At 65.4% G+C, this 18533-nt stretch carries 17 protein-coding genes; 6 read left to right on the top strand and 11 right to left on the bottom strand.

Annotation, left to right across the window (positions count from 1 at the left end):
* Window positions 1–193 precede the first annotated feature (193 nt).
* Window positions 194–1342 carry a citrate synthase 2 gene (locus ACFYOW_RS09325; protein ID WP_063047564.1) on the bottom strand — a complete coding sequence of 383 codons (1149 nt, stop codon included), beginning with the start codon at window positions 1340–1342 and terminating at the stop codon, window positions 194–196.
* 154 nt (window positions 1343–1496) lie between these two features.
* Here ACFYOW_RS09325 and pdxH point away from each other — a divergent pair, with 154 nt between their 5' ends.
* The 4 genes from pdxH to ACFYOW_RS09305 all read left to right on the top strand — a co-directional run bounded on the left by pdxH (window position 1497) and on the right by ACFYOW_RS09305 (window position 5441).
* Window positions 1497–2237 carry a pyridoxamine 5'-phosphate oxidase gene (gene pdxH / locus ACFYOW_RS09320; protein WP_084509661.1) on the top strand — a complete coding sequence of 247 codons (741 nt, stop codon included), beginning with the start codon at window positions 1497–1499 and terminating at the stop codon, window positions 2235–2237.
* A 57-nt stretch (window positions 2238–2294) separates the two neighbouring features.
* The gene (locus ACFYOW_RS09315) at window positions 2295–3596 is read left to right on the top strand and encodes an MFS transporter (protein WP_387286215.1); all 1302 of its coding nucleotides are present in this window, start codon (window positions 2295–2297) and stop codon (window positions 3594–3596) included.
* Window positions 3597–3734: 138 nt separating this feature from the next.
* A complete protein-coding gene (locus ACFYOW_RS09310; RefSeq protein WP_084509660.1) occupies window positions 3735–5039 on the top strand; it encodes a citrate synthase in 1305 nt (434 codons plus the stop codon).
* Between the two features lie 42 nt (window positions 5040–5081).
* Window positions 5082–5441 (top strand): FKBP-type peptidyl-prolyl cis-trans isomerase, encoded by a 360-nt coding sequence (locus tag ACFYOW_RS09305; protein ID WP_387286213.1) that lies wholly within the window; start codon window positions 5082–5084, stop codon window positions 5439–5441.
* Window positions 5442–5494: 53 nt separating this feature from the next.
* Here the strand turns inward: ACFYOW_RS09305 and ACFYOW_RS09300 are convergent, their stop codons facing one another.
* From ACFYOW_RS09300 to ACFYOW_RS09275, 6 genes are all read right to left on the bottom strand, one after another.
* On the bottom strand, window positions 5495–5830 hold the full coding sequence (locus tag ACFYOW_RS09300) for a transcriptional regulator (RefSeq protein WP_387286211.1): 336 nt from the start codon (window positions 5828–5830) through the stop codon (window positions 5495–5497).
* Window positions 5827–6540, bottom strand: coding sequence for a hypothetical protein (locus ACFYOW_RS09295; RefSeq protein WP_387286209.1), 714 nt, complete (start codon window positions 6538–6540; stop codon window positions 5827–5829). Before ACFYOW_RS09295 ends, ACFYOW_RS09300 begins: the two co-directional genes overlap by 4 nt.
* A 56-nt stretch (window positions 6541–6596) precedes the next feature.
* Window positions 6597–7769, bottom strand: a complete 1173-nt coding sequence (locus ACFYOW_RS09290) for a hypothetical protein (protein ID WP_387286208.1) — start codon at window positions 7767–7769, stop codon at window positions 6597–6599.
* A 63-nt stretch (window positions 7770–7832) separates the two neighbouring features.
* Window positions 7833–9665 (bottom strand): ATP-binding cassette domain-containing protein, encoded by a 1833-nt coding sequence (locus tag ACFYOW_RS09285; protein ID WP_387286206.1) that lies wholly within the window; start codon window positions 9663–9665, stop codon window positions 7833–7835.
* A 29-nt stretch (window positions 9666–9694) separates the two neighbouring features.
* The gene (locus tag ACFYOW_RS09280) at window positions 9695–10876 is read right to left on the bottom strand and encodes a type III polyketide synthase (protein ID WP_387287411.1); all 1182 of its coding nucleotides are present in this window, start codon (window positions 10874–10876) and stop codon (window positions 9695–9697) included.
* Window positions 10877–10964: 88 nt separating this feature from the next.
* A complete protein-coding gene (locus tag ACFYOW_RS09275) occupies window positions 10965–12437 on the bottom strand; it encodes a cytochrome b5 domain-containing protein (protein ID WP_387286205.1) in 1473 nt (490 codons plus the stop codon).
* Between the two features lie 432 nt (window positions 12438–12869).
* Between ACFYOW_RS09275 and ACFYOW_RS09270 the strand changes: the two genes are divergently transcribed.
* Window positions 12870–13700 (top strand): LppX_LprAFG lipoprotein, encoded by an 831-nt coding sequence (locus ACFYOW_RS09270; protein WP_387286203.1) that lies wholly within the window; start codon window positions 12870–12872, stop codon window positions 13698–13700.
* A gap of 85 nt (window positions 13701–13785) precedes the next feature.
* On the opposite strand, the gene ACFYOW_RS09265 is transcribed toward ACFYOW_RS09270, so the two are convergent.
* A complete protein-coding gene (locus tag ACFYOW_RS09265; RefSeq protein WP_387286201.1) occupies window positions 13786–15123 on the bottom strand; it encodes a PLP-dependent aminotransferase family protein in 1338 nt (445 codons plus the stop codon).
* 85 nt (window positions 15124–15208) lie between these two features.
* Here ACFYOW_RS09265 and ACFYOW_RS09260 point away from each other — a divergent pair, with 85 nt between their 5' ends.
* The gene (locus tag ACFYOW_RS09260; RefSeq protein WP_387286199.1) at window positions 15209–15850 is read left to right on the top strand and encodes a DJ-1/PfpI family protein; all 642 of its coding nucleotides are present in this window, start codon (window positions 15209–15211) and stop codon (window positions 15848–15850) included.
* Here ACFYOW_RS09260 and ACFYOW_RS09255 read toward each other — a convergent pair.
* The 3 genes from ACFYOW_RS09255 to ACFYOW_RS09245 all read right to left on the bottom strand — a co-directional run bounded on the left by ACFYOW_RS09255 (window position 15840) and on the right by ACFYOW_RS09245 (window position 18411).
* Window positions 15840–17216 (bottom strand): sensor histidine kinase, encoded by a 1377-nt coding sequence (locus ACFYOW_RS09255; protein ID WP_387286197.1) that lies wholly within the window; start codon window positions 17214–17216, stop codon window positions 15840–15842. The two genes, ACFYOW_RS09260 and ACFYOW_RS09255, sit on opposite strands and share 11 nt — an antisense overlap.
* A gap of 7 nt (window positions 17217–17223) precedes the next feature.
* On the bottom strand, window positions 17224–17940 hold the full coding sequence (locus tag ACFYOW_RS09250) for a response regulator transcription factor (RefSeq protein WP_387286195.1): 717 nt from the start codon (window positions 17938–17940) through the stop codon (window positions 17224–17226).
* An 84-nt stretch (window positions 17941–18024) separates the two neighbouring features.
* Window positions 18025–18411, bottom strand: a complete 387-nt coding sequence (locus ACFYOW_RS09245) for a hemophore-related protein (RefSeq protein WP_387286193.1) — start codon at window positions 18409–18411, stop codon at window positions 18025–18027.
* Window positions 18412–18533 lie beyond the last annotated feature (122 nt).

The following is an 18533-nucleotide window of genomic DNA, read 5'->3' as shown; positions in this document are numbered from 1 at the left end:
TGTGTTTGCGTCATGTGCTGAACGATCCGCCATATGCGACTACCACGGAGCGAGTCTTACGAGCGATCCGTTCGCGGCCCGTCTCGCGGCCGAGTCGTCGAAGCGCATGCGACGAAGTCGCGAGTCTCGACGGCTCGGACGCGAGACACCAGGGGGCCGCGAACACGCCGCGGCCACGCGGCCAAAAACACAGCTACACGTGCGCGATGGCGGACCAGCCTGCGACGTCCTGCGGCTGGCGCGGGCCGGGGCCGGTGTAGATGGCGGCCGGGCGGACCAGCTTGCCCAGCTGCTTCTGCTCCAGGATGTGGGCACACCAACCGGCGGTGCGGCCACAGGTGAACATCGCAGGCATCATGTGCGCGGGGACCTCGGCGAAGTCCAGGATGACCGCCGCCCAGAATTCCACATTGGTCTCGATGGCGCGGTCCGGACGACGCTCGCGCAGTTCGGCGAGCGCGGCCTGCTCCAGCGCGGCGGCGACCTCGAAACGCGGGGCGTTCAGGCGCTGCGCGGTGGCGCGCAGTACGCGGGCACGCGGATCCTCGGCCCGGTAGACCCGGTGGCCGAAGCCCATCAGCTTTTCCTTGCGGTCCAGGATGCCCTTGACCAAAGCGCGTGCGTCACCGGACTTCTCGACGGCCTCGATCATCGGCAGCACACGCGCGGGTGCGCCACCGTGCAGCGGACCCGACATCGCGCCGATCGCACCGGACAGCGCCGCGGCGACATCGGCGCCGGTCGAGGCGATGACTCGCGCGGTGAAGGTGGAGGCGTTCATGCCGTGCTCGGCCGCGGAAACCCAGTAGGCGTCGATGGCCTCGGTATGCCGCGGATCCGGGTCGCCCTTCCAGCGGGTCATGAACCGCTCGGTCACCGTGGTGCACTCGTCGATCTTCTTCTGCGGTACCGCGGGCTGGTAAATGCCGCGCGCGGACTGCGCGACATAGGACAGCGCCATCACCGAGGCGCGCGCCAGATTCTCCCGCGCGGTCTCGTCATCGATATCAAGCAGCGGCTGGTAGCCCCAGATCGGGGCGAGCATGGCCAGTCCGGCCTGCACGTCGACGCGCACGTCACCTGTGTGCACCGGCAGCGGGAACGGCTCCGCGGGCGGCAGGCCGCGGCCGAATTCACCGTCCACCAGCAGTGCCCACACATCGCCGAAGGTCACCCGCGAGCCGACCAGGTCCTGGATGTCGACGCCGCGGTAGCGCAGCGCGCCGCCGTCCTTATCGGGTTCGGCAATATCGGTGGTGAATGCCACCACGCCTTCCAGGCCGCTGACGAAATCAGGGGGTACGGCGGTCTGCCCACTGGGCACCGCATGGCTGGTAGTCATTCTGTGACTCTCCTTGCACTTCGGTTCGTTCCTTGGCGACTGCTTGCAGGTCGCTGGAAAAGGCCTGTTCTCGTCGATGAGGGGTGTGGCTCGCCGAGCACATGCCGATCAACAAAACCTTAGCTCCCTGCTACCGCGGAGTAACGTCTGGCCCATGCGTGACCTGGACAATTCATCTCTCGGTCAGGAAATGGCCGCAAATGATCGGGTTCTTTTCCCGGCGACCGATTTGGCCGCCATGCGAGTCGACTACGGCGGCATGCCATTCGGCAGCGGCGAGGACACCGATCTGGACGAAACCTGGCTGGCAGGCGGCTGGGAACCGCTGCTGCGGCACTGGATCGAACAGGCCACCGCGGTCGGCATTCCCGAGCCCAATGCCATGGTGGTCGCGACCGTCGCACTCACCGATGTCGGGCCGCGTCCAGTCGCCCGGACGGTGCTGTGTAAAGGCCTCTCGCCGGAAGGTGTGACTTTTTACACGAATTACGACTCGGCCAAGGGTAACCAGCTGGCGGGCGTTCCATTCGCAGCCGCGACCTTCGTCTGGCCCGCGCTGGGCCGACAGGTGCACGTGCGCGGGCCGGTCGAGCTGGTCTCCGCCGAGACGACTGCCGTTTACTGGCGCTCCCGGCCACGCGATTCTCAGTTGGGCGCCTGGGCGTCGCGCCAGTCCCGGCCGATCGCCTCCCGTGCCGAACTCGATCGCACCCTGGCCGAGACCACCGCCCGCTTTGCCGACGTCGACGAGATCCCGGTGCCGCCGCACTGGGGCGGCTACCTGATCCGCCCCGACGAGGTGGAGTTCTGGCAGGGTCGCCGGGGTCGGCTGCACAACCGGATCCGGGTGCGGATCAGCGGCGATGTCATGACGGTTGACCGACTACAACCTTAGAAATCGTGGCGACCCCAACCTTGTTGGCCTACTGACCGACTCATTACGCTGCGGTCGGTGAAACTGCTCGCCGACACCACCCCGCTGCGCTATCCCGATTTCCGACGGTTGTGGACCAGCAACATCGTCACCGTCATCGGTTCGCAGTTGGCCGTGGTGGCCGTCCCACAGCAGATATTCGAGATCACCGGCAGCTCCGGCTATGTCGGCCTGGCCGGTCTGTTCGGCCTGGTCCCACTGATCGTGTTCGGTCTGTGGGGCGGTGCGCTGGCCGATGTGATGGACCGGCGCAAACTCATGCTCATCACCAACTGCGGCACCGGTGTGACCGCACTCGCCTTCTGGGTGCAGGCCGCGGCCGGACTCGACAACGTCTGGATCGTGCTCGGACTTTTCGCCGTGCAGCAGGCGCTCTTCGCTGTGAATCAGCCGACCCGCAGTGCCGCCATCCCGCGGTTGCTGCCCACCGAACATCTGGCCGCCGCAAGTGCGCTCAGCATGACCGTGCAGCAGACCGGCGCCATTGCCGGGCCGGTGCTCGCAGGTGTGCTGATTCCGGTCGTCGGCCTGTCCACCCTGTATCTGATCGATGCGATCGCGCTGCTCGCCACCATCTGGGCGGTGTGGCGGCTGCCCGCCATCCCACCGACCGGAACCGCGCGCAAGGCCGGATTCCGCACCGTCCTGGACGGTTTCGCCTATCTGGCGACGCAGCGCATCCTGCTCGCCTCCTTCGTGGTCGACGTGATCGCCATGGTGTTCGGCATGCCGCGCGCGCTCTATCCGCAGATCGCGCACGAGACCTTCGGCGATCCGGCCGGCGGCGGCGTGGCGCTCGGCTTGCTGTTCGCTTCCATCTCGGTCGGCGCGGTGCTCGGCGGAGTGTTCTCCGGCTGGATCTCGCACGTGCGACGCCAGGGGCTCGCGGTGGTGGTCTGCATCGCGCTCTGGGGGGTGGCCATGGTCGGCTTCGGCGTCGCGGTCGGCTGGACCGGTCACGGCATCGGCATCGGGCCGGGACTGTGGATCGCGTTGGCCTGCTCGGCCTTCGGCGGCGCGGTCGATATGGTTTCGGCCGCGCTACGCATCGCCATGTTGCAGGCGGTCACCACCGACGAGATGCGCGGCCGCCTGCAAGGAGTGTTCATCGTGATCGTCGCGGGTGGCCCGCGCATCGGTGATGTTGCCCACGGTTTTGCCGCAGCGGCCCTGGGTACCGCGGTAGCCGCGGCGGGCGGCGGCGTGCTGGTCGTTATCGGGGTGTCGCTGGCTGCGCTCGTGTTCCCGGCCTTCGTGCGCTATCGCGTCGCCAGGTCGCACTCGGTGCCGGTGTCCGACAGCGCGACAAACCTCACCTGACGCGAAGTTGTTTGTGAGGTCGACCGGTGGGCACCCTCGTTCTCGGGCCGTGCGAGCAGCGACTAGCGTCTAGGTGAGTGCACCGCCGTGCCGACCGCACCCCGATGCCGACGGTCCTAGCCTGAGAGGGATCCTTCCGTGCCCGAAAAAGACCACATCAACGACGCCAAGCCGATTTTGAGCTACCCCGGCGGCGAATATGCCATGACGATCGCCGAAGCCAAAGAAGGCAATGACGGCGTCGACCTCGGCAAAATGCTGGCCAGCACCGGGTATGTGACCTACGACCCCGGATTCATGAACACCGCGCCGACCAAGTCGGCGATCACCTACATCGACGGCGAAGCGGGCATCCTGCGCTACCGCGGCTACCCGATCGACCAGCTTGCGGAGTCCTCGAACTTCATCGAGGTCAGCTACCTGCTGATCTACGGCGAGCTGCCGACCCAGGCGCAGCTGGACGAGTTCACCGACCGGATCCGCCGCCACACCCTGCTGCACGAGGACCTCAAGCGGTTCTTCGACGGCTTCCCGCGCAATGCGCATCCGATGCCGGTGCTGTCCTCCGCGGTGAACGCGCTTTCGGCGTACTACCAGGACTCGCTGGACCCGAAGGATCCCGAGCAGGTCGAGCTGTCGACCATCCGACTACTGGCGAAGCTGCCCACCATCGCGGCCTACTCGTACAAGAAGTCGGTCGGCCAGCCCTTCCTCTACCCGGACAACTCGCTGAGCCTGGTGGAGAACTTCCTGCGGATGACCTTCGGCTTCCCGGCCGAACCCTACGAGGTCGATCCCGAGATCGCCGCCGCACTCGACATGCTGCTGATCCTGCACGCCGACCACGAGCAGAACTGCTCCACCTCGACCGTGCGCCTCGTCGGCTCCTCCGACGCCAACCTGTTCACCTCCGTCTCCGGCGGTATCAATGCGCTGTGGGGCCCGCTGCACGGCGGCGCCAACCAGGCCGTGCTGGAGATGCTGGACGGCATCAAGGCCGAGGGCGGCAACGTCAAGGACTTCATCCGCAAGGTCAAGAACAAGGAAGACGGCGTGAAGCTCATGGGCTTCGGGCACCGCGTCTACCGCAACTACGACCCGCGCGCCTCGATCGCCAAGAAGCATGCCGACGCGATCCTGTCCAAGCTCGGCGGTGACGACGAATTGTTCGATATCGCAAAGTCTCTGGAAGAGGCCGCGCTCACCGACGAGTACTTCATCTCGCGCCAGCTGTACCCGAACGTCGACTTCTACACCGGTGTCATCTACAAGGCCATGGGCTTCCCGACCCGCATGTTCACCGTGCTGTTCGCGATGGGCCGACTGCCGGGCTGGATCGCGCACTGGCGGGAAATGCACAGCGAGCCTTTGAAGATCGGCCGTCCGCGCCAGATCTACACCGGTTACGGTCACCGCGATTACCACGAAATCAACGGCCGCTAATTTCAACCGAATCCACCATCACCTATCAGAGGGGATAGCCGAATGACCAAGCCGGAGATCGAATTCCAGGCGGGCCCAGCGCCCACCGAGCTGGTTATCAAGGACATCGTCGAGGGCGAGGGCGCCGAGGCCGTGCCCGGCGGTGTCGTCGAGGTGCACTATGTCGGCGTGGAATTCGAATCCGGCGAGGAGTTCGACTCCTCCTGGAACCGTGGCGAAGCCATCAGCTTCCCGCTGCGCGGCCTGATCCAGGGCTGGCAGGACGGCATCCCGGGCATGAAGGTCGGCGGCCGCCGCCAACTGACCATTCCGCCGCATCTCGCCTACGGCCCCGCCGGCTCCGGCCACAAGCTTTCCGGCAAGACCCTGGTCTTCGTGATCGACCTGCTCAACGCCAACTGAGCTGAAAACCCAACTGCGGCCTGTGCTCTCGTAGAGCACGGGCCGCAGTTGTCTCACGAGGGCTCGGCGGCCGGGTCTGCGTCAGGGGTCTGCTCCACCTGACGGATGATTCGCTTCAGCTGGGAGATCTCGTCGTGCAGGGCTCTCTTCCCGGCTTCGGTCAGGTGGATCCACGTACGGCCGCGTTTGCCCTCATAGCCTTTCTCGATCTCCACCAGCCCGGCCTTCTCCAACACGGTCAGGTGCTGGGAGAGGTTGCCGGTGGTCAGATCCAGTGTGGCCCGCAGAAAGCCGAACTCCACGCGCCGGGCCTCGTGGGCGACGGCGAGGATGCCCAGCCGGACGCGCTGGTGCACGACGTCGTCGAGTCCGTTCGTCGGATGGGTCATAACCTACGCCGTTCGGCTAGGGCGAAGCCCATGCCGCCGAGGAGCAGCACACCTCCGGTGACGACCAGGCCGGGCAGGAAGCTCCACGTCGGGTCGAGGTTCAATCCCAGTCTCCGCCTTCCCATTCCGCACGCCAGGAGCGCGACGACCAGATAGCCGATGGCGAAAGCCAGCAGGGGCCAGTTGCGTTCCACCCGGGCCAGCACAAACAATGCCAGGCCGATGGAGAGTAGCGGGACCATGCCGACAGCGACCGGACCGGTCGGAAAGTAGCCCTGCAGGTCGAGTTGCTGGGCCCATGCCGATGCGATGCCGAACACCAGCCCCGCCGCGATCCCCGAGCCTACGTACGGCAGGATGCGGGCGCCGACCCCGCGGCTGCGGGCCCGGTACACGTACACGACCGCGATCGCCGCGTAGGCCAGGACAAAGGCGACGATCCAGTAAACCCCGACGGGCCAGCCGACGACTTGGACGCAGGTACCCCGGTGAATGATCTCCACGCCGCCGCGGGCGCCCAACGCCGGATCGCATGTGACGACGTGTCGTCCCAATCGGTAGAAGGGCGCCGACGCGAGCACCACCAAACCGAGCAGCACGAGCGGGAACCAGGTACTGCGCTGCGCGAGGCGCACACGGCGGGTGAGTTGTCGGGTGGCCGAGAGCGCCTGTCGGGCGGTGTCTACGGAATCAGCCGCATGGTCTGTCATGGAAGCATGCTTGCATCACAAGCAAGTCTTGGCAACACGCATTATTCATGGCCTGATCAGTTGCGGACCACCTCGACCGGGTCCGTCAACGCGAGCGCCAGTGCGGACTGCTGGGTGCTGCTGCGCTGGGGTAGCGCTGCGACGGCCCTGTCGGTTTGGGTGCTGAGGTTGGTCACGATCTGCTGGAGTTGGGTGACGCCGCCGGTGAGTTGGCTTATAGCGCTTACTAATTGAGCGCCACCCTGGTCCGCCAGTTGCGGCAGGTCTTCGGCGAGTTTCGCGCCCTCGGCTAATTGCGCACTGGCGCCGGTCAATCGGTCCACAACTGTGCGCAGGAGCGTGCCCAGGTCGGTGCCTGGATCGACCGCGCTGCCGACCAGATCGCCGAGCGAGGTCAGCTGGGTTCCGGCCTGGCCCGAAACATTTCGCAGCCCTTCGAGTTTCGCGATGATGTCGGCGACCTGGGGATCACCCGCGAACGGCAGCGCGCGCATCAGCGGCAGGATCTGATCCAGACCGCCGCTCACCGTATTCGCGGTCTGCTGTACCTGTCCGATCGTGATGCCGGTCGAATCCAGCGCCGAGGCAAGTTGATTCGCCTGTGCGGCGGCACCGGAGACGGTCGAGTTCAGCAGTGCGATGGCCGAAGTCAGCTGTGCCGAACCCTCTTTGGCGTAGGTCAGAAAGCCGAGCAGCTGATCCGCGCCCGAGCTGAATTGATCGGCACCTGCGGCCGCGGCATTCACCCCGGCTTTGAGCAGCTGGGTGGTGAACTGCACCGAGGTCATCTGCGTGCGCGCCTGCGCGACGGCGGCCAGGGCGGCATCGACACCGGATGCGCCGATCCGGTGCGTCACCGTATTCACCGCGCCGTTCACCACATCCGCGTCCGCGCCCTTATGTGTATCCACCGTCACCCTGGCCCGTTTCGGCTGCGCGCTCGCCAGCGTGCCCATGGATTCGGTGAGATCGGCGGGCAGGGTGATCACCGCCGCGTAGTCATCCGCATCGAGTTCACCCGGTTTGCCGACGGTCCACTGGTATCCACCGCCGTCCTGCTGTAAACCCTGCGCGATGCGCGCACCCGTCGGCCCGGTGTCGGCATTCACCAGCGCGATACCGCCGGGTGAACCGGATGATCTCGAGCAAGCGGTGACGGCGCCACCGAGCGCCCCGGCGATGACAACGGCAACGGCGAGCAGGGCCCAGCGGGCGCGATTTCCAGCCACGTCTGCCGACCCTAGAACTCCGAATTGGCCGAACTCTGAGAATTCGGTAAGGGCCGCAGATGATCAGGAGAGTTCGGCGCCGGTGGGCTCCTCGGTCCGTGTCGCCTCGACCACCCGGCCGAAATCGAGCTTGACGAGTTGATCGGCGTGGTGGAAGTAGCGATCGTCGTGGGTGATCACGATGACGGTCTTCCCGCGCTGTTTGAGCTCGGTGAGGATTTCCTGATAGAAGACATCGCGGAATTTGGGTTCCTGGTCGGCGGCCCACTCGTCGAAGACATAGATCTGCCGGTCCTCGAGCAGCGCGGTCAACAGCGCGAGCCGTTTTCGTTGCCCCTGCGACAGATCGATGGTCGACAGCCGACCGTCGCGCACTGTCACCTTGTGCGCGATCTGCAACTCCTCGAGATAGTGGCGCACCTCACCGTCGAGTCCGGGCCGATCGAAGCCCAGGTACTCCTCGAACAGGTGGAAGTCGGTGAAGATCGCCGAGGAGTTCTGCCGGTACCACTCGATATTCTCGTGATCGATCGGCTCGCCATTGAGCGACAGCGCACCGGTCTGCGGCACATACAGTCCCGTGATCAGCTTGGCCAGCGTGGATTTGCCGCTGCCGTTGCCGCCGACGATGAAGGTGATCTGCCCGGGTTCGAAGACCAGATCGAGCGGGCCGAGCCGGAATCCGGACTCGTCGTTGCTCTGCTCGGGTGGCGGGCCGAGCGGCATCGGCCGGTTGTCGTGTCCGCTGTGGTCGACGATCCGATGACCGTTGACATCCGGTCGTGGCCCGCCGGGGCGTGGACCCCGACCGGGCGGATGCGCGCCGCCTCGCGGCCCAGGCGGCGGCCCGCCGGGACCCGGCGGGAACGGCGGTGGCGGCTCCATCCGGTAGCTGTAGGTGACATTCGTCAGCTCCAGCCGCGCCGAATCGACGGCGGGACGGTCCGTGAACGGCAACCGCTGCTCGTCGTGCATGGTCTCCATGGACAGATTCATCGCGCGAATCTTCGCCAGCGCCACATCACCGCGCAGCAGATCCGGGATGCGGTGCATGAAGTTCTGCATCGGCATTGCCAGGAACGTCGTCACCAGGACATACCCGACCATCACATCGCGCGACAGGTCGAGCGGCGCGACCAGCACGAACAGGATCAGCGCCATGGTGCCGAGCTGCAGTGCCTGCCCGAACCCCTGTGCCACCGAGAATTTGGATCCCGCATCGACATTCTGCGCACGCAGCGTCGCGGCCGAACCGAGCAGATGCCGCTGCATGAAATCGCGGCGGCGTTCCCGATGCAGCTTCAACTCTTTGATACCCAGCGTCACGGCCTGGTACGACCGCAACAGCGCGTCTTCGTTCTCCCGCGCCTCGCGATAGATATTGCGCACCCGCTTGAGAATCAGCTCGACACAGGCGATCCCGAGCAGTGTGCCCGCCACGGTCACCGCGAACAGCGGACCCGACACCACGAGCAGGAATACGAAGCAACCGACGATGGTGGCCACATCGATGCAGATGCTCGGAATGGCGGTCACTGCCTGTGACAGCGAGCGCACATCCTCGGTCAGCGTCGCCATCAGACGGTGCATGCCGAGCCGTTCCAGATGCTCGAGCGGCGCCGAGACGATCCCGGAACTCAGATCCGCGCGCAGCCGGTAGATCGCCTCTTGGGCAAGGCGAATCAGTAGCACCTGCGACACCACACCACTGATCAGGATGACCAGCCCGGTGAGGACGAAGCTCTGGATATTGACGTGCGGATGCGGTTCCGGCGACACCACGCCCCTGATGAGGGTCACCAGATAGGTATTGGCCGCACCGCAGATGAGGCCCGCGGCAATGACGGCCGCGATCCGCATCCAGGAGATCGAGATGAGGAATCGGATGAGTTGCATGGTTGCTGCGCTCCCTGAGACCGGTGCGATTACCGGCGAATGATGTCGAAGATCATGCCTTCGAGGGTGACCCCGGGCGCGAAGGAGAACGCCACTCCGGTCGAGATCGGCTTCGCCGCTTCCTGCCGAATCATTTGTTCCAGCACGAAAATCAGCGACACGCTCAGCATATTGCCGAACTTGGCCAAGACATCCCAGCTCAGCGCCGCCCGCTCCGGCGCGATACCGAGCGAATGCACGGACTCCTCGATGATCTTCGGCCCACCCGGGTGGATCGCCCACAGATCGACATCGGATTTCTGCAATCCATTGCGGGCCAAGACCTCGGTGATCACGGGATCGACCCCGGTGTAGATGTACCGGGGCAGATTCTCCGACAGCTCGCAGGTGACGCCGTTCTGATTGACACCGAGCACGATGCCGTCCTCGGCACCGTCGAAGAGCCGGCTGAAGCTGTCCCGGATCACCACCCGGCCCGGCGCCAGCGGCTGCTGGACCTGACCGGCGCCGATGACCACCGCACCGCAGCCGTCGCCGAACAGGCTGTGGATGATCACATCGTTGATGTTGTCGTCGAAGACGGCGTTCACCGAGCTCAGCTCGATGCAGACGACCATCGCCTTCTTATCCGGATGCGCCCGAACATAATCCACGGCCGTCCGAATACCGTTCATCGCGGCCGCGCAGCCCATGAAGTTCACCACGACCCGCCCCACCGACGGCGAAAGCCCGAGCTGCTTCACGACCGCGACATCCACGCCGGGCGCGATGAAACCGGTGCTGGTCACGAAGACCAGCAAGCCGATCTCCGCCGCCGCGTCCTCGATACCGGCGAGGGCGCGACCAGCGACATCGACGGCCAGCGGTACCGCGTGGCGGTAGAACAGATTCATCCGGTCCCGGATCGTGCCGCGCTCCCGGCCGAACTGCAGGAATTCGGGATCGAGCGGATCGACGACGAGTCGACGGCTGTCGATCTTCGTCTTCTGGTAGATCCGCGAAATCCGCGCCCGCTGTTGCGGATCGGTGAACAGCTCGGCTACCCGATCGGCGGCGCCGGCCTGATCGACGAGCTGACTCGGCGCGCCGGTCGCGATGCTCTCGATCACCCCGACCGTGGTCGGCGGCGCGGGCGGCAGCCCGTGCTGCACGAGGCCGTGGCCGTACTCGTCCCCCTGACGAGCCGCCGACGTTCCCTCATCGATAGTGATTGACACGAAATTCTCCCCGTTCTTGTGAAAAATGGTGATCGGCGCCGCCGTTGACCAGCGGTTCGATCGGTCGATCTCCGGAATCGGCTCAGACCGTGCCGATTCCGGTGAATCCCTGCACCGTGTAGACCGCACAGGTTTTCAGCGCCCCGGGCGAGCAATGCTCGCGGATGAAGCCCCAATTCCGTTCCTCGGCTTCGCGCGACGGCGACAAGAGGTAGGTGCGGCAGAGTTTCGGGAAACGGTCGGTGAAGAAACTCTTCGCCGGCAGCCACTCGATGCCGAATTTCGCCGACTCCTCGCGCAATACGTCCTCGGTGGCGATATTGGCGAAACCGCTGCGCTGGAACGGCAGTACGTGATGGACGCGGTGCGAACTCAAACCGGCCGCGAGAAAGCAGTCGATATAACGATTTCCGATCACCTTCAGGTCGTAGGCCTGCTCCACCTGATTGACGGCCCAGTCCTCGGTATCGGAGGCCGGGAGTTCCTCGGCCTCCACCTCGAAATCATGGCTCGCGACGACCAGGAAGGTACTGATCCACAGGGTCACCACGAATTGCAGTGCCCAGGCCCAGAAGTCGCCCGCCAGCGTGAAGACCACCAACTCGCCGAGCAATAGCGCGCGCACCCCGAACGAACCGATGAAGTGCGGCAGCGCACCACCCCAGGTTCCGTACATATCTTTGATGCCGACTTTGCGGGTGAGGCGGCAGACATCGAGGAGTCGAATGGTCATGCCGGTCACCGTGTGCCCGAATTTGTGGAGGGTGTGAATCGGCACCCGATACAACCGGGGCACCCGCATCATCATGGTGAAGACGTTCTTCTTGATATCGACTTCACTCTGGGTATGCGGGTGGTGCAGCAGCGCGTGTCCGTCCGCGGTGACGAAAGCCAGTGCGACGTAATTGAAATCGAAGGTATTCGTATAGATCTTGTTCAGGCCCTTTTGCGCGCGATGGATCGCGTAGTGGCCGAATCCGGCCAGCGAGCTGCGCAGCAGCACCATCAGGATGACGAAGACGGGCAGCGGCATCCAGCTGCGCTCGAACAGACGCAGACCCTGCACCGCGAAGTACGCGACGGCCAGCACAGCGACCACAATGTTGAAGATCGTGTCCATGCGCCGCAATCGCGCGGCCAGCTCCGGCTCTTTCAGCCGCGCCTTGACCTTGTGCAGCAGATCGTCTTTATTGTCGAATCGGTACTTCGGAGTGTCCTGCCAACTGTCGAAACCCTCTTTGAAGAGGAAGTCGGGTGCGTTCGCCTTCGGATGGATGTCCTCGGGTAATGCGTTGCGGCCCAACGCATATCTCTCCAGCATTCGTCCGATTCGCTCGGGATCGCGGTGATAGGACCCGATGATGGAGGTGATATCGCGATTTTTCGTGCGCCCGATGAAGAACTCGCCGCCGGGATGTTTGGAGATCCAGTCGCTCAGATCGTAGGTTTTTCCGTTGTAAACCCACACATTCGAGAGTTGCGGGCCACCACCGGGAGGCGGGCCGGGCGGTCTACGGAAGTCCCGCTCCTCCGCTTCCGGTCGGCTGTTCGTCATCGCATTCCTCCGTGTCTGATCCGCGGTTCGGTGGCCGTTGTCGGCCCCGGGGTTATGGCGTGTATCGCGGACAGGCGCGGGGGCGCTTCATCCGGCGAACCGGATGTCCCCCCAAAGTCACACACACTGCCTGAGCCTTCGTGACAGCATCGTGCTTGCAGCGCCTTACATCTCACTAAACAATCCCTTAACCCGGTAACTTTCGCGTCGGATTCCCCCCGATCTCTGCGAGAAGACCGAACCAAGGGTAACGTCGGCACCCGCAGCATGCGCGGCTCGCCTGGACTTCGCCTTGCGAACAGGGTCGAGTTACTCTGCGCGACAGGCTAATCTGGCGGGCGAAATGCTGCACTACACCGGGCGGCAGCACCAGCTGTCCTCGTCAAACCACCCGGGTCGTACCCGACCTCGCACTCTTCTGGGGGCAGAACATTGAGTGATCTGACAGCGCGAGCACGCACCTCGCACCGAATCCGTCTTCGCCGACCGGGTCTCGTGCCCGCCGTGGTCGCGGCGTCGATGTTCGCTGCACTGGTGACAGGCTGCGACTCCAGCTCCGACTCCAAGACAACCTCGTCCGCGCCGCCCTCGGGTCAGCTGCCCGATGCCGCGCAGATCGTGCAGGAGTCCGCCAGGACCACCCAGACCCTGCAGGCCGTGCACCTGAATCTGAAGGTGGACAACCTCACCAACCTTCCGGTCGAGAGTGTCTCGGCCGATGTGACCAACCAGCCGCAGGGCGCCGGTCAGGCGATCGGCGAGGCGAAGGTCCGTACCAAGCCCGAGGCCGACTTCATCCAGGCCAAGTTCCTGGTCGTCGACAAGGAGATGTACGCGCAGACCGGTAGCTCCTCCGCCTATGCCAAAATCGGTCCGGCGGAACAGATCTACGACCCGGGCGTCATCCTCGACAAGGACAAGGGTCTGGCCAACCTCATCGCTCAGGTGAAGAACCCGAAGGTGGAGGGCCGCGAGAAGATCGACGGCACCGACACCGTGAAGGTGACCGGAACCATCGACTCCACGGTCATCGACCCCATCGTGCCCAAGTCGGGTGACCCGGCCGGCACGTTCCCGATCACCCTGTGGATCGCGGATGTCGCGCCGCCGTCGGGTTCGGCATCGGCCCTGCCGTCCACCGCCGCCTCTCCCGGCAACGGCCCGAACCTGGTTCAGGCTGTGGTCAAACGGGATCCGGGCACCATCAAGGTGACGCTGTCGGCATGGGGTAAGCCGGTCAAGGTCACCGCGCCGCCGAAGTAGGACACAGATACCGCGAACCGGTCCGGGAATGGGTGACGGTGGCAGCAGCCGTCATCCGCACTCCCGGACCGGTTTTCGCGTTTCATCAGCGGTAGGTGTATGCGTCGACAACCCGTTTCACCTTGTTCAGCGCTTCGCGCAGGGTGTCGGTATTTGTCGAGCCGAGAGCCAACCGGAGCGCGTGTGGCACATGCGCGGACGTGGCGAACGGTTCCGCCGTGGACACCAGTACCTGTTCGCGCAGCAGCGCGGCCGCTGTCTGGTCGGCTCGCACCTCCTCGGGCAGGGGGAGCCAGAGGAAATACGACGACGGATGGCTGATCTGAGGGAGCCCCGCCAGAACCGCACGGGCGATCGACTGCCTGATCCTCGCATCATCGCGCTTTTGCGCTTCCAGCCTGGTGACGGTGCCGTCGTCGAGCCACCGGCACGCGATCGCTGTCATCACCGCGGGGGTATTCCAGGTGGTGGTGCGGATCGCGCGTTCGATGGAGGGCACCAATGTGGTTGGGGCAGTCACGAATCCGAATCGCAGACCGGTCGCTACGTTCTTGGAGAGCCCGGAGACATAGACGGTCCGTTCCGGTGCGAGCGCCGACAGTGGGGGTGGCGGCTGCTCGGCCAGGAAGGCGTACGCGGCGTCCTCGATGATGAGCAGTTCGTATCGGCGCGCGATCTCGACCAACTGCTCACGGTGGTGCTCCCCGATGACCCAGCCCAACGGGTTGTGCAGTGTCGGCATCGTGTACACGGCACGGACCCGCCGCGTCGCGCAGAGCTGTTCGAGGGCATCGAGATCCGGTGCGTCACCCACAGCGGGAAGCGGTGCCAGTTCCAGATGCAGCGCACGGGCGAGCACCTTGAAGCCCGGATAGGTCAGGGCATCGGCCGCCACGACGTCTCCCGGCCGCAGCGTCGCCATGGCAGTGGTGGCCAATCCGTGCTGAGCGCCACTGACGATCAGCACCTGATCCGCGCCGACCGGCAAACCATTACGCCGCAGATGGCGGGCGACTGTGGCCCGCTCATCAGGTCGTCCGCCGTGCGGCTGGTAGCGCAGCAGGGCCTCCAGGTCACCCCGGGACGCCAGCTGACGCAATGCCTGCCGCAGCATATCGGCCTGGCCAGGTAGTGCCGGGTAGTTGAAGTTGAGATCCACCACGTCCGACGCGGCCGCCTGCAGGTCGATGCCGTGGCTGGGCGGCAGCGCGATTTCGCGAACAAAGGTGCCTCGGCCGGGTTCCCCACTCACCAGACCCATGGCTTCGAGCTCGGCATAGACCCGCGACGCGGTCACCAACGCCAGCCCTTCGCCGGCCGCGAGTTGGCGATGGGTCGGCAGCCGAGTCCCCGAGGGCAACCGCCCCGCTCGGATGTCGGACGCCAGCGCGTCCACGACGCCTTTGTATCTGGAGACGGCCACGCTCAGATTGTATGCATGACAATTTCTTGATTGTATTGGGTCGCGGTCATACGGTGCCTGGTAACGACCGGGAAAGGCAACCGTTATGCACATCGCCATCCTCACCTTCGAGGGCTACAACGAACTCGATTCCCTCATCGCGCTCGGCGTTCTCAACCGGGTCCGGAAGACCGACTGGCGGGTATCGATCGCCAGTCCTACGGCGCGAGTCCGTTCGATGAACGGTGTGGTCATCGAGTCGATGGCGACGCTGGAAGAAGCCGGTAGCGCGGACGCGGTCATTGTCGGTAGCGGTGCGCAGACCCGCGAAGTCGTCGCCGACCGGGAGCTGATGGCGCGGTTGCGACTCGACCCGTCGCGACAACTGCTGGCCGGACAATGCTCAGGGACATTGGTTTTGGCCAAGCTCGGACTGCTCGACGGTGTTCCCGCCTGCACCGATCTGACGACCAAACCGTGGGTCCAGGCAGCCGGGGTCGATGTGCTCGAGCAGCCCTTCTTCGCCAAGGGTAATCTCGCCACCGCGGGCGGCTGCCTCGCATCGCACTACCTCGCGGCCTGGATGATCGCCCGCCTGGAAAGTATCGAAGCGGCCGAAAGTGCTCTGCACTATGTCGCTCCGGTCGGCGAGAAGGATGACTATGTGGCCCGCGCGATGCGCAATATCGGCCCGTACCTGTACGAGGAACCGGCCGCTGTGTCGGCCGGGCGGTCTTTCAGGTGGTAGTCCGGCGCTCCGGAAGGTCGAGTACCAGGCGCACACCGCCAAGCGGACTGTCATCGAAATAGGCTCGGCCACCGTGTAATTGGGCCTGTTGGGCGACCAGGGCGAGGCCTAGTCCGGAGCCGCCCTTGCTGGCTTCGCTGCCGCGGAAGAAGCGCTCGAAAACGGCGGTGCGTTCTTCGACGGGGATGCCGCGGCCATTGTCGTCGACGGTTATCAGTATGTGTCCGTTGGGGATTCGGTGAGCGGAGACCACGGCCTCGGTGGCGCGGCCGTGTTTGACGGAGTTGGTCAAGGCGTTGTCGACCGCGAGGCGCAGTCCGGCGGGCAGGCCGCGGGTGATCAGCTCGGCGTCGGTATCGATGCGGACGGTTACGCCGGGGAAGTGTCGCATGGCGTCGTGGGCGGCTTGGTCGCACAGGTCGCCGACGTCGGTGTCGACGTGATCGCGTTCGTGGGTGAGGTCGCCCGAGGCGAGGCGTTCCAGTGCGGCCAAGGTGGTTTCGACGCGGCCCTGGCTGCGTTGCAGGTCGCCGAGGATTTCGGCGCGTTGCGCCTCGTCGAGGTCGAGGGTGCGCAACACCTCGAGGTCGGTGCGCATGGCGGTGAGCGGAGTACGCAGTTCATGGGCGGAGACGGCGGCGAAATCGCGTGCGGTCTCCAGTGCGGCGGCGGTTTCGGTTTGTGCCTGATCAACCCGTTGCAGCAGGGTGTTCACCGCCTCGGCGAGTTTTTCTGCCTCCCGGACTCCGGAGCCGTCGACCGGTGGCTGTGGATTGTCCGGATCGCGGTAGCCGCTGCGTGCGCCGACCTGCCGGGTGAGATCGACGATCGGGCGGACTGCCCGGCCCGCGAGCAGCCAGCCGAGTGCCGCGGCGGTGGCGATCGCCAGTCCGGCCCCGGCGAGCACCCAGCGCTGTTGCTCGGCGGTTGTGCGTGCCGCTGCGGTGGACGGAATGCCAAGGGAGACAACGCGTCCCGCCGGTTGATTCGCGGTGGTGGTGAGCACGCGGAACGGGGTGCCGTTCACGGCGACGGTATGCGATCCGATCGGCTGCTCGGGCAGGCGGATCGGTGTGCTCGCCACGATCGTGTTGTTGTCGCGGACCGTCACCGCCATGTCGTAGTTCGGACCGACCAGTCCGAGCACACCGACAGCCAAGACCGAGTCGATGAGCACCAATCGCGACGCGATCGCCAACTGCTGGTCGGTCTGGGCCACATTGTTGCGCTCGATGGCCCGTGAGGAGATCACACCGATGATGGTGACGATGATGATCGCGCCGACCGCGGCCGCACCGGCCACCCGGGTGCGAAGGGAGAACGTGCGCTGCCGCCGTTTCCGGGGAGCCGGGAGCTGCGGCGTCATCGCCAACTCACTTGGGCGCTCGCAGCACGAATCCGACGCCGCGGACCGTGTGCAGCAGCCGTGGCGTGCCCTCGACCTCCAGCTTGCGCCGCAAATATCCGACGAAGACGTCGACCACATTGGTGTCGGCGGCGAAGTCGTAGCCCCACACCAATTCCAGCAGCCGCTCGCGGCTCAGCACCACGCCCGCATTGCGGGCCAGCGTGGACAGCAGCTCGAATTCGCGCTTGGTGAGCTCGATTTCGCGGCCGTTCAACAGTGCCCGGTATCCGGCGACATCGACTTCCAGCGGGCCGACCGTGATCGCGCCCGGCGTGGCGGGGGCCGGAACGTCCGAGCGGCGGCGCAGCAGCGCCTTGATCCGCGCCACCAATTCGGCCAGGACGAACGGCTTGGTCAGATAGTCGTCGGCGCCGGACTCCAGTCCGGAGATCCGGTCGTCGACGGAGGCGCGGGCGCTGAGCACACAGATCGGGACTTCATTGCCCAACGCCCGAAGTGCCGTCACCACGCCCGCACCGTCGAGCACCGGCATATTCATATCGAGCACCACCGCGTCGGGCGCTTGGTCGGTCACGCTGCGCAGCGCCTCGGCGCCGTCGCGGGCGACCCGCACCTGGAAGCCGGACAGGCGCAGGCCGCGCTCGACCGACGCGAGCACGTCCTCGTCATCGTCGACGACAAGGACGGTCGGGTTCGCGCTCCGCTCGGTCACATCACTCATTGTGCTCGCCGGACTCCCCGATCTTCCGTCCACACCGACAGGTGTTGCCGATCATCTCCGATGATGACGGGCCGACTGATGAGCTCAGTAGCTGTGGCAGGCTTCGGCCACGGTGCGGATGGTCTCGGCCAGCCCGGATGCACGCGGGTCGTTCTCGGCGTCCTGCGCGGCGCCGGGGTTCTCGTTGATCGCCGCCTGGAGTTCGGCGCGACGCTGTTCGACCGGCTGATCGAACTTGCGCTGCAGTTCGGCCTTCTGGGTCGGGTTCGAGTCGAGCATCGCCGCCAGCTGCGGGGCCTTGGCGTGCAGCGCCGCATCGACCTGGGCGAAGGAGCAGTCGGAGGTCAGCAGCGGCCCGGCCAGCGTCATCGGATCCGCGGCCGCGATGGCCGGGGAGAGCAACACGGCCACACTGGCCATGCCGCCTGCGGCGAGAGCGGCGACGGCCGGGCGACTGCGGAAGAGCTTCATGGGGTGTGCCTCCAGATTTTCGGGGTCATGATGCTTCGAGGGTGCTGTGGATCCAGCGCCCTAGACGCTATTGCCCCGCACTGGCGCATGTGTGAATTATCCCTGAGGATTCTCTAAGGGGT

The sequence above is a fragment of the Nocardia sp. NPDC006982 genome (genome assembly GCF_042869435.1).
Lineage (GTDB): Bacteria > Actinomycetota > Actinomycetes > Mycobacteriales > Mycobacteriaceae > Nocardia.
Note: the sequence above shows the minus strand (reverse complement) of the source record. Positions and strands in the feature narration are given on the sequence as shown.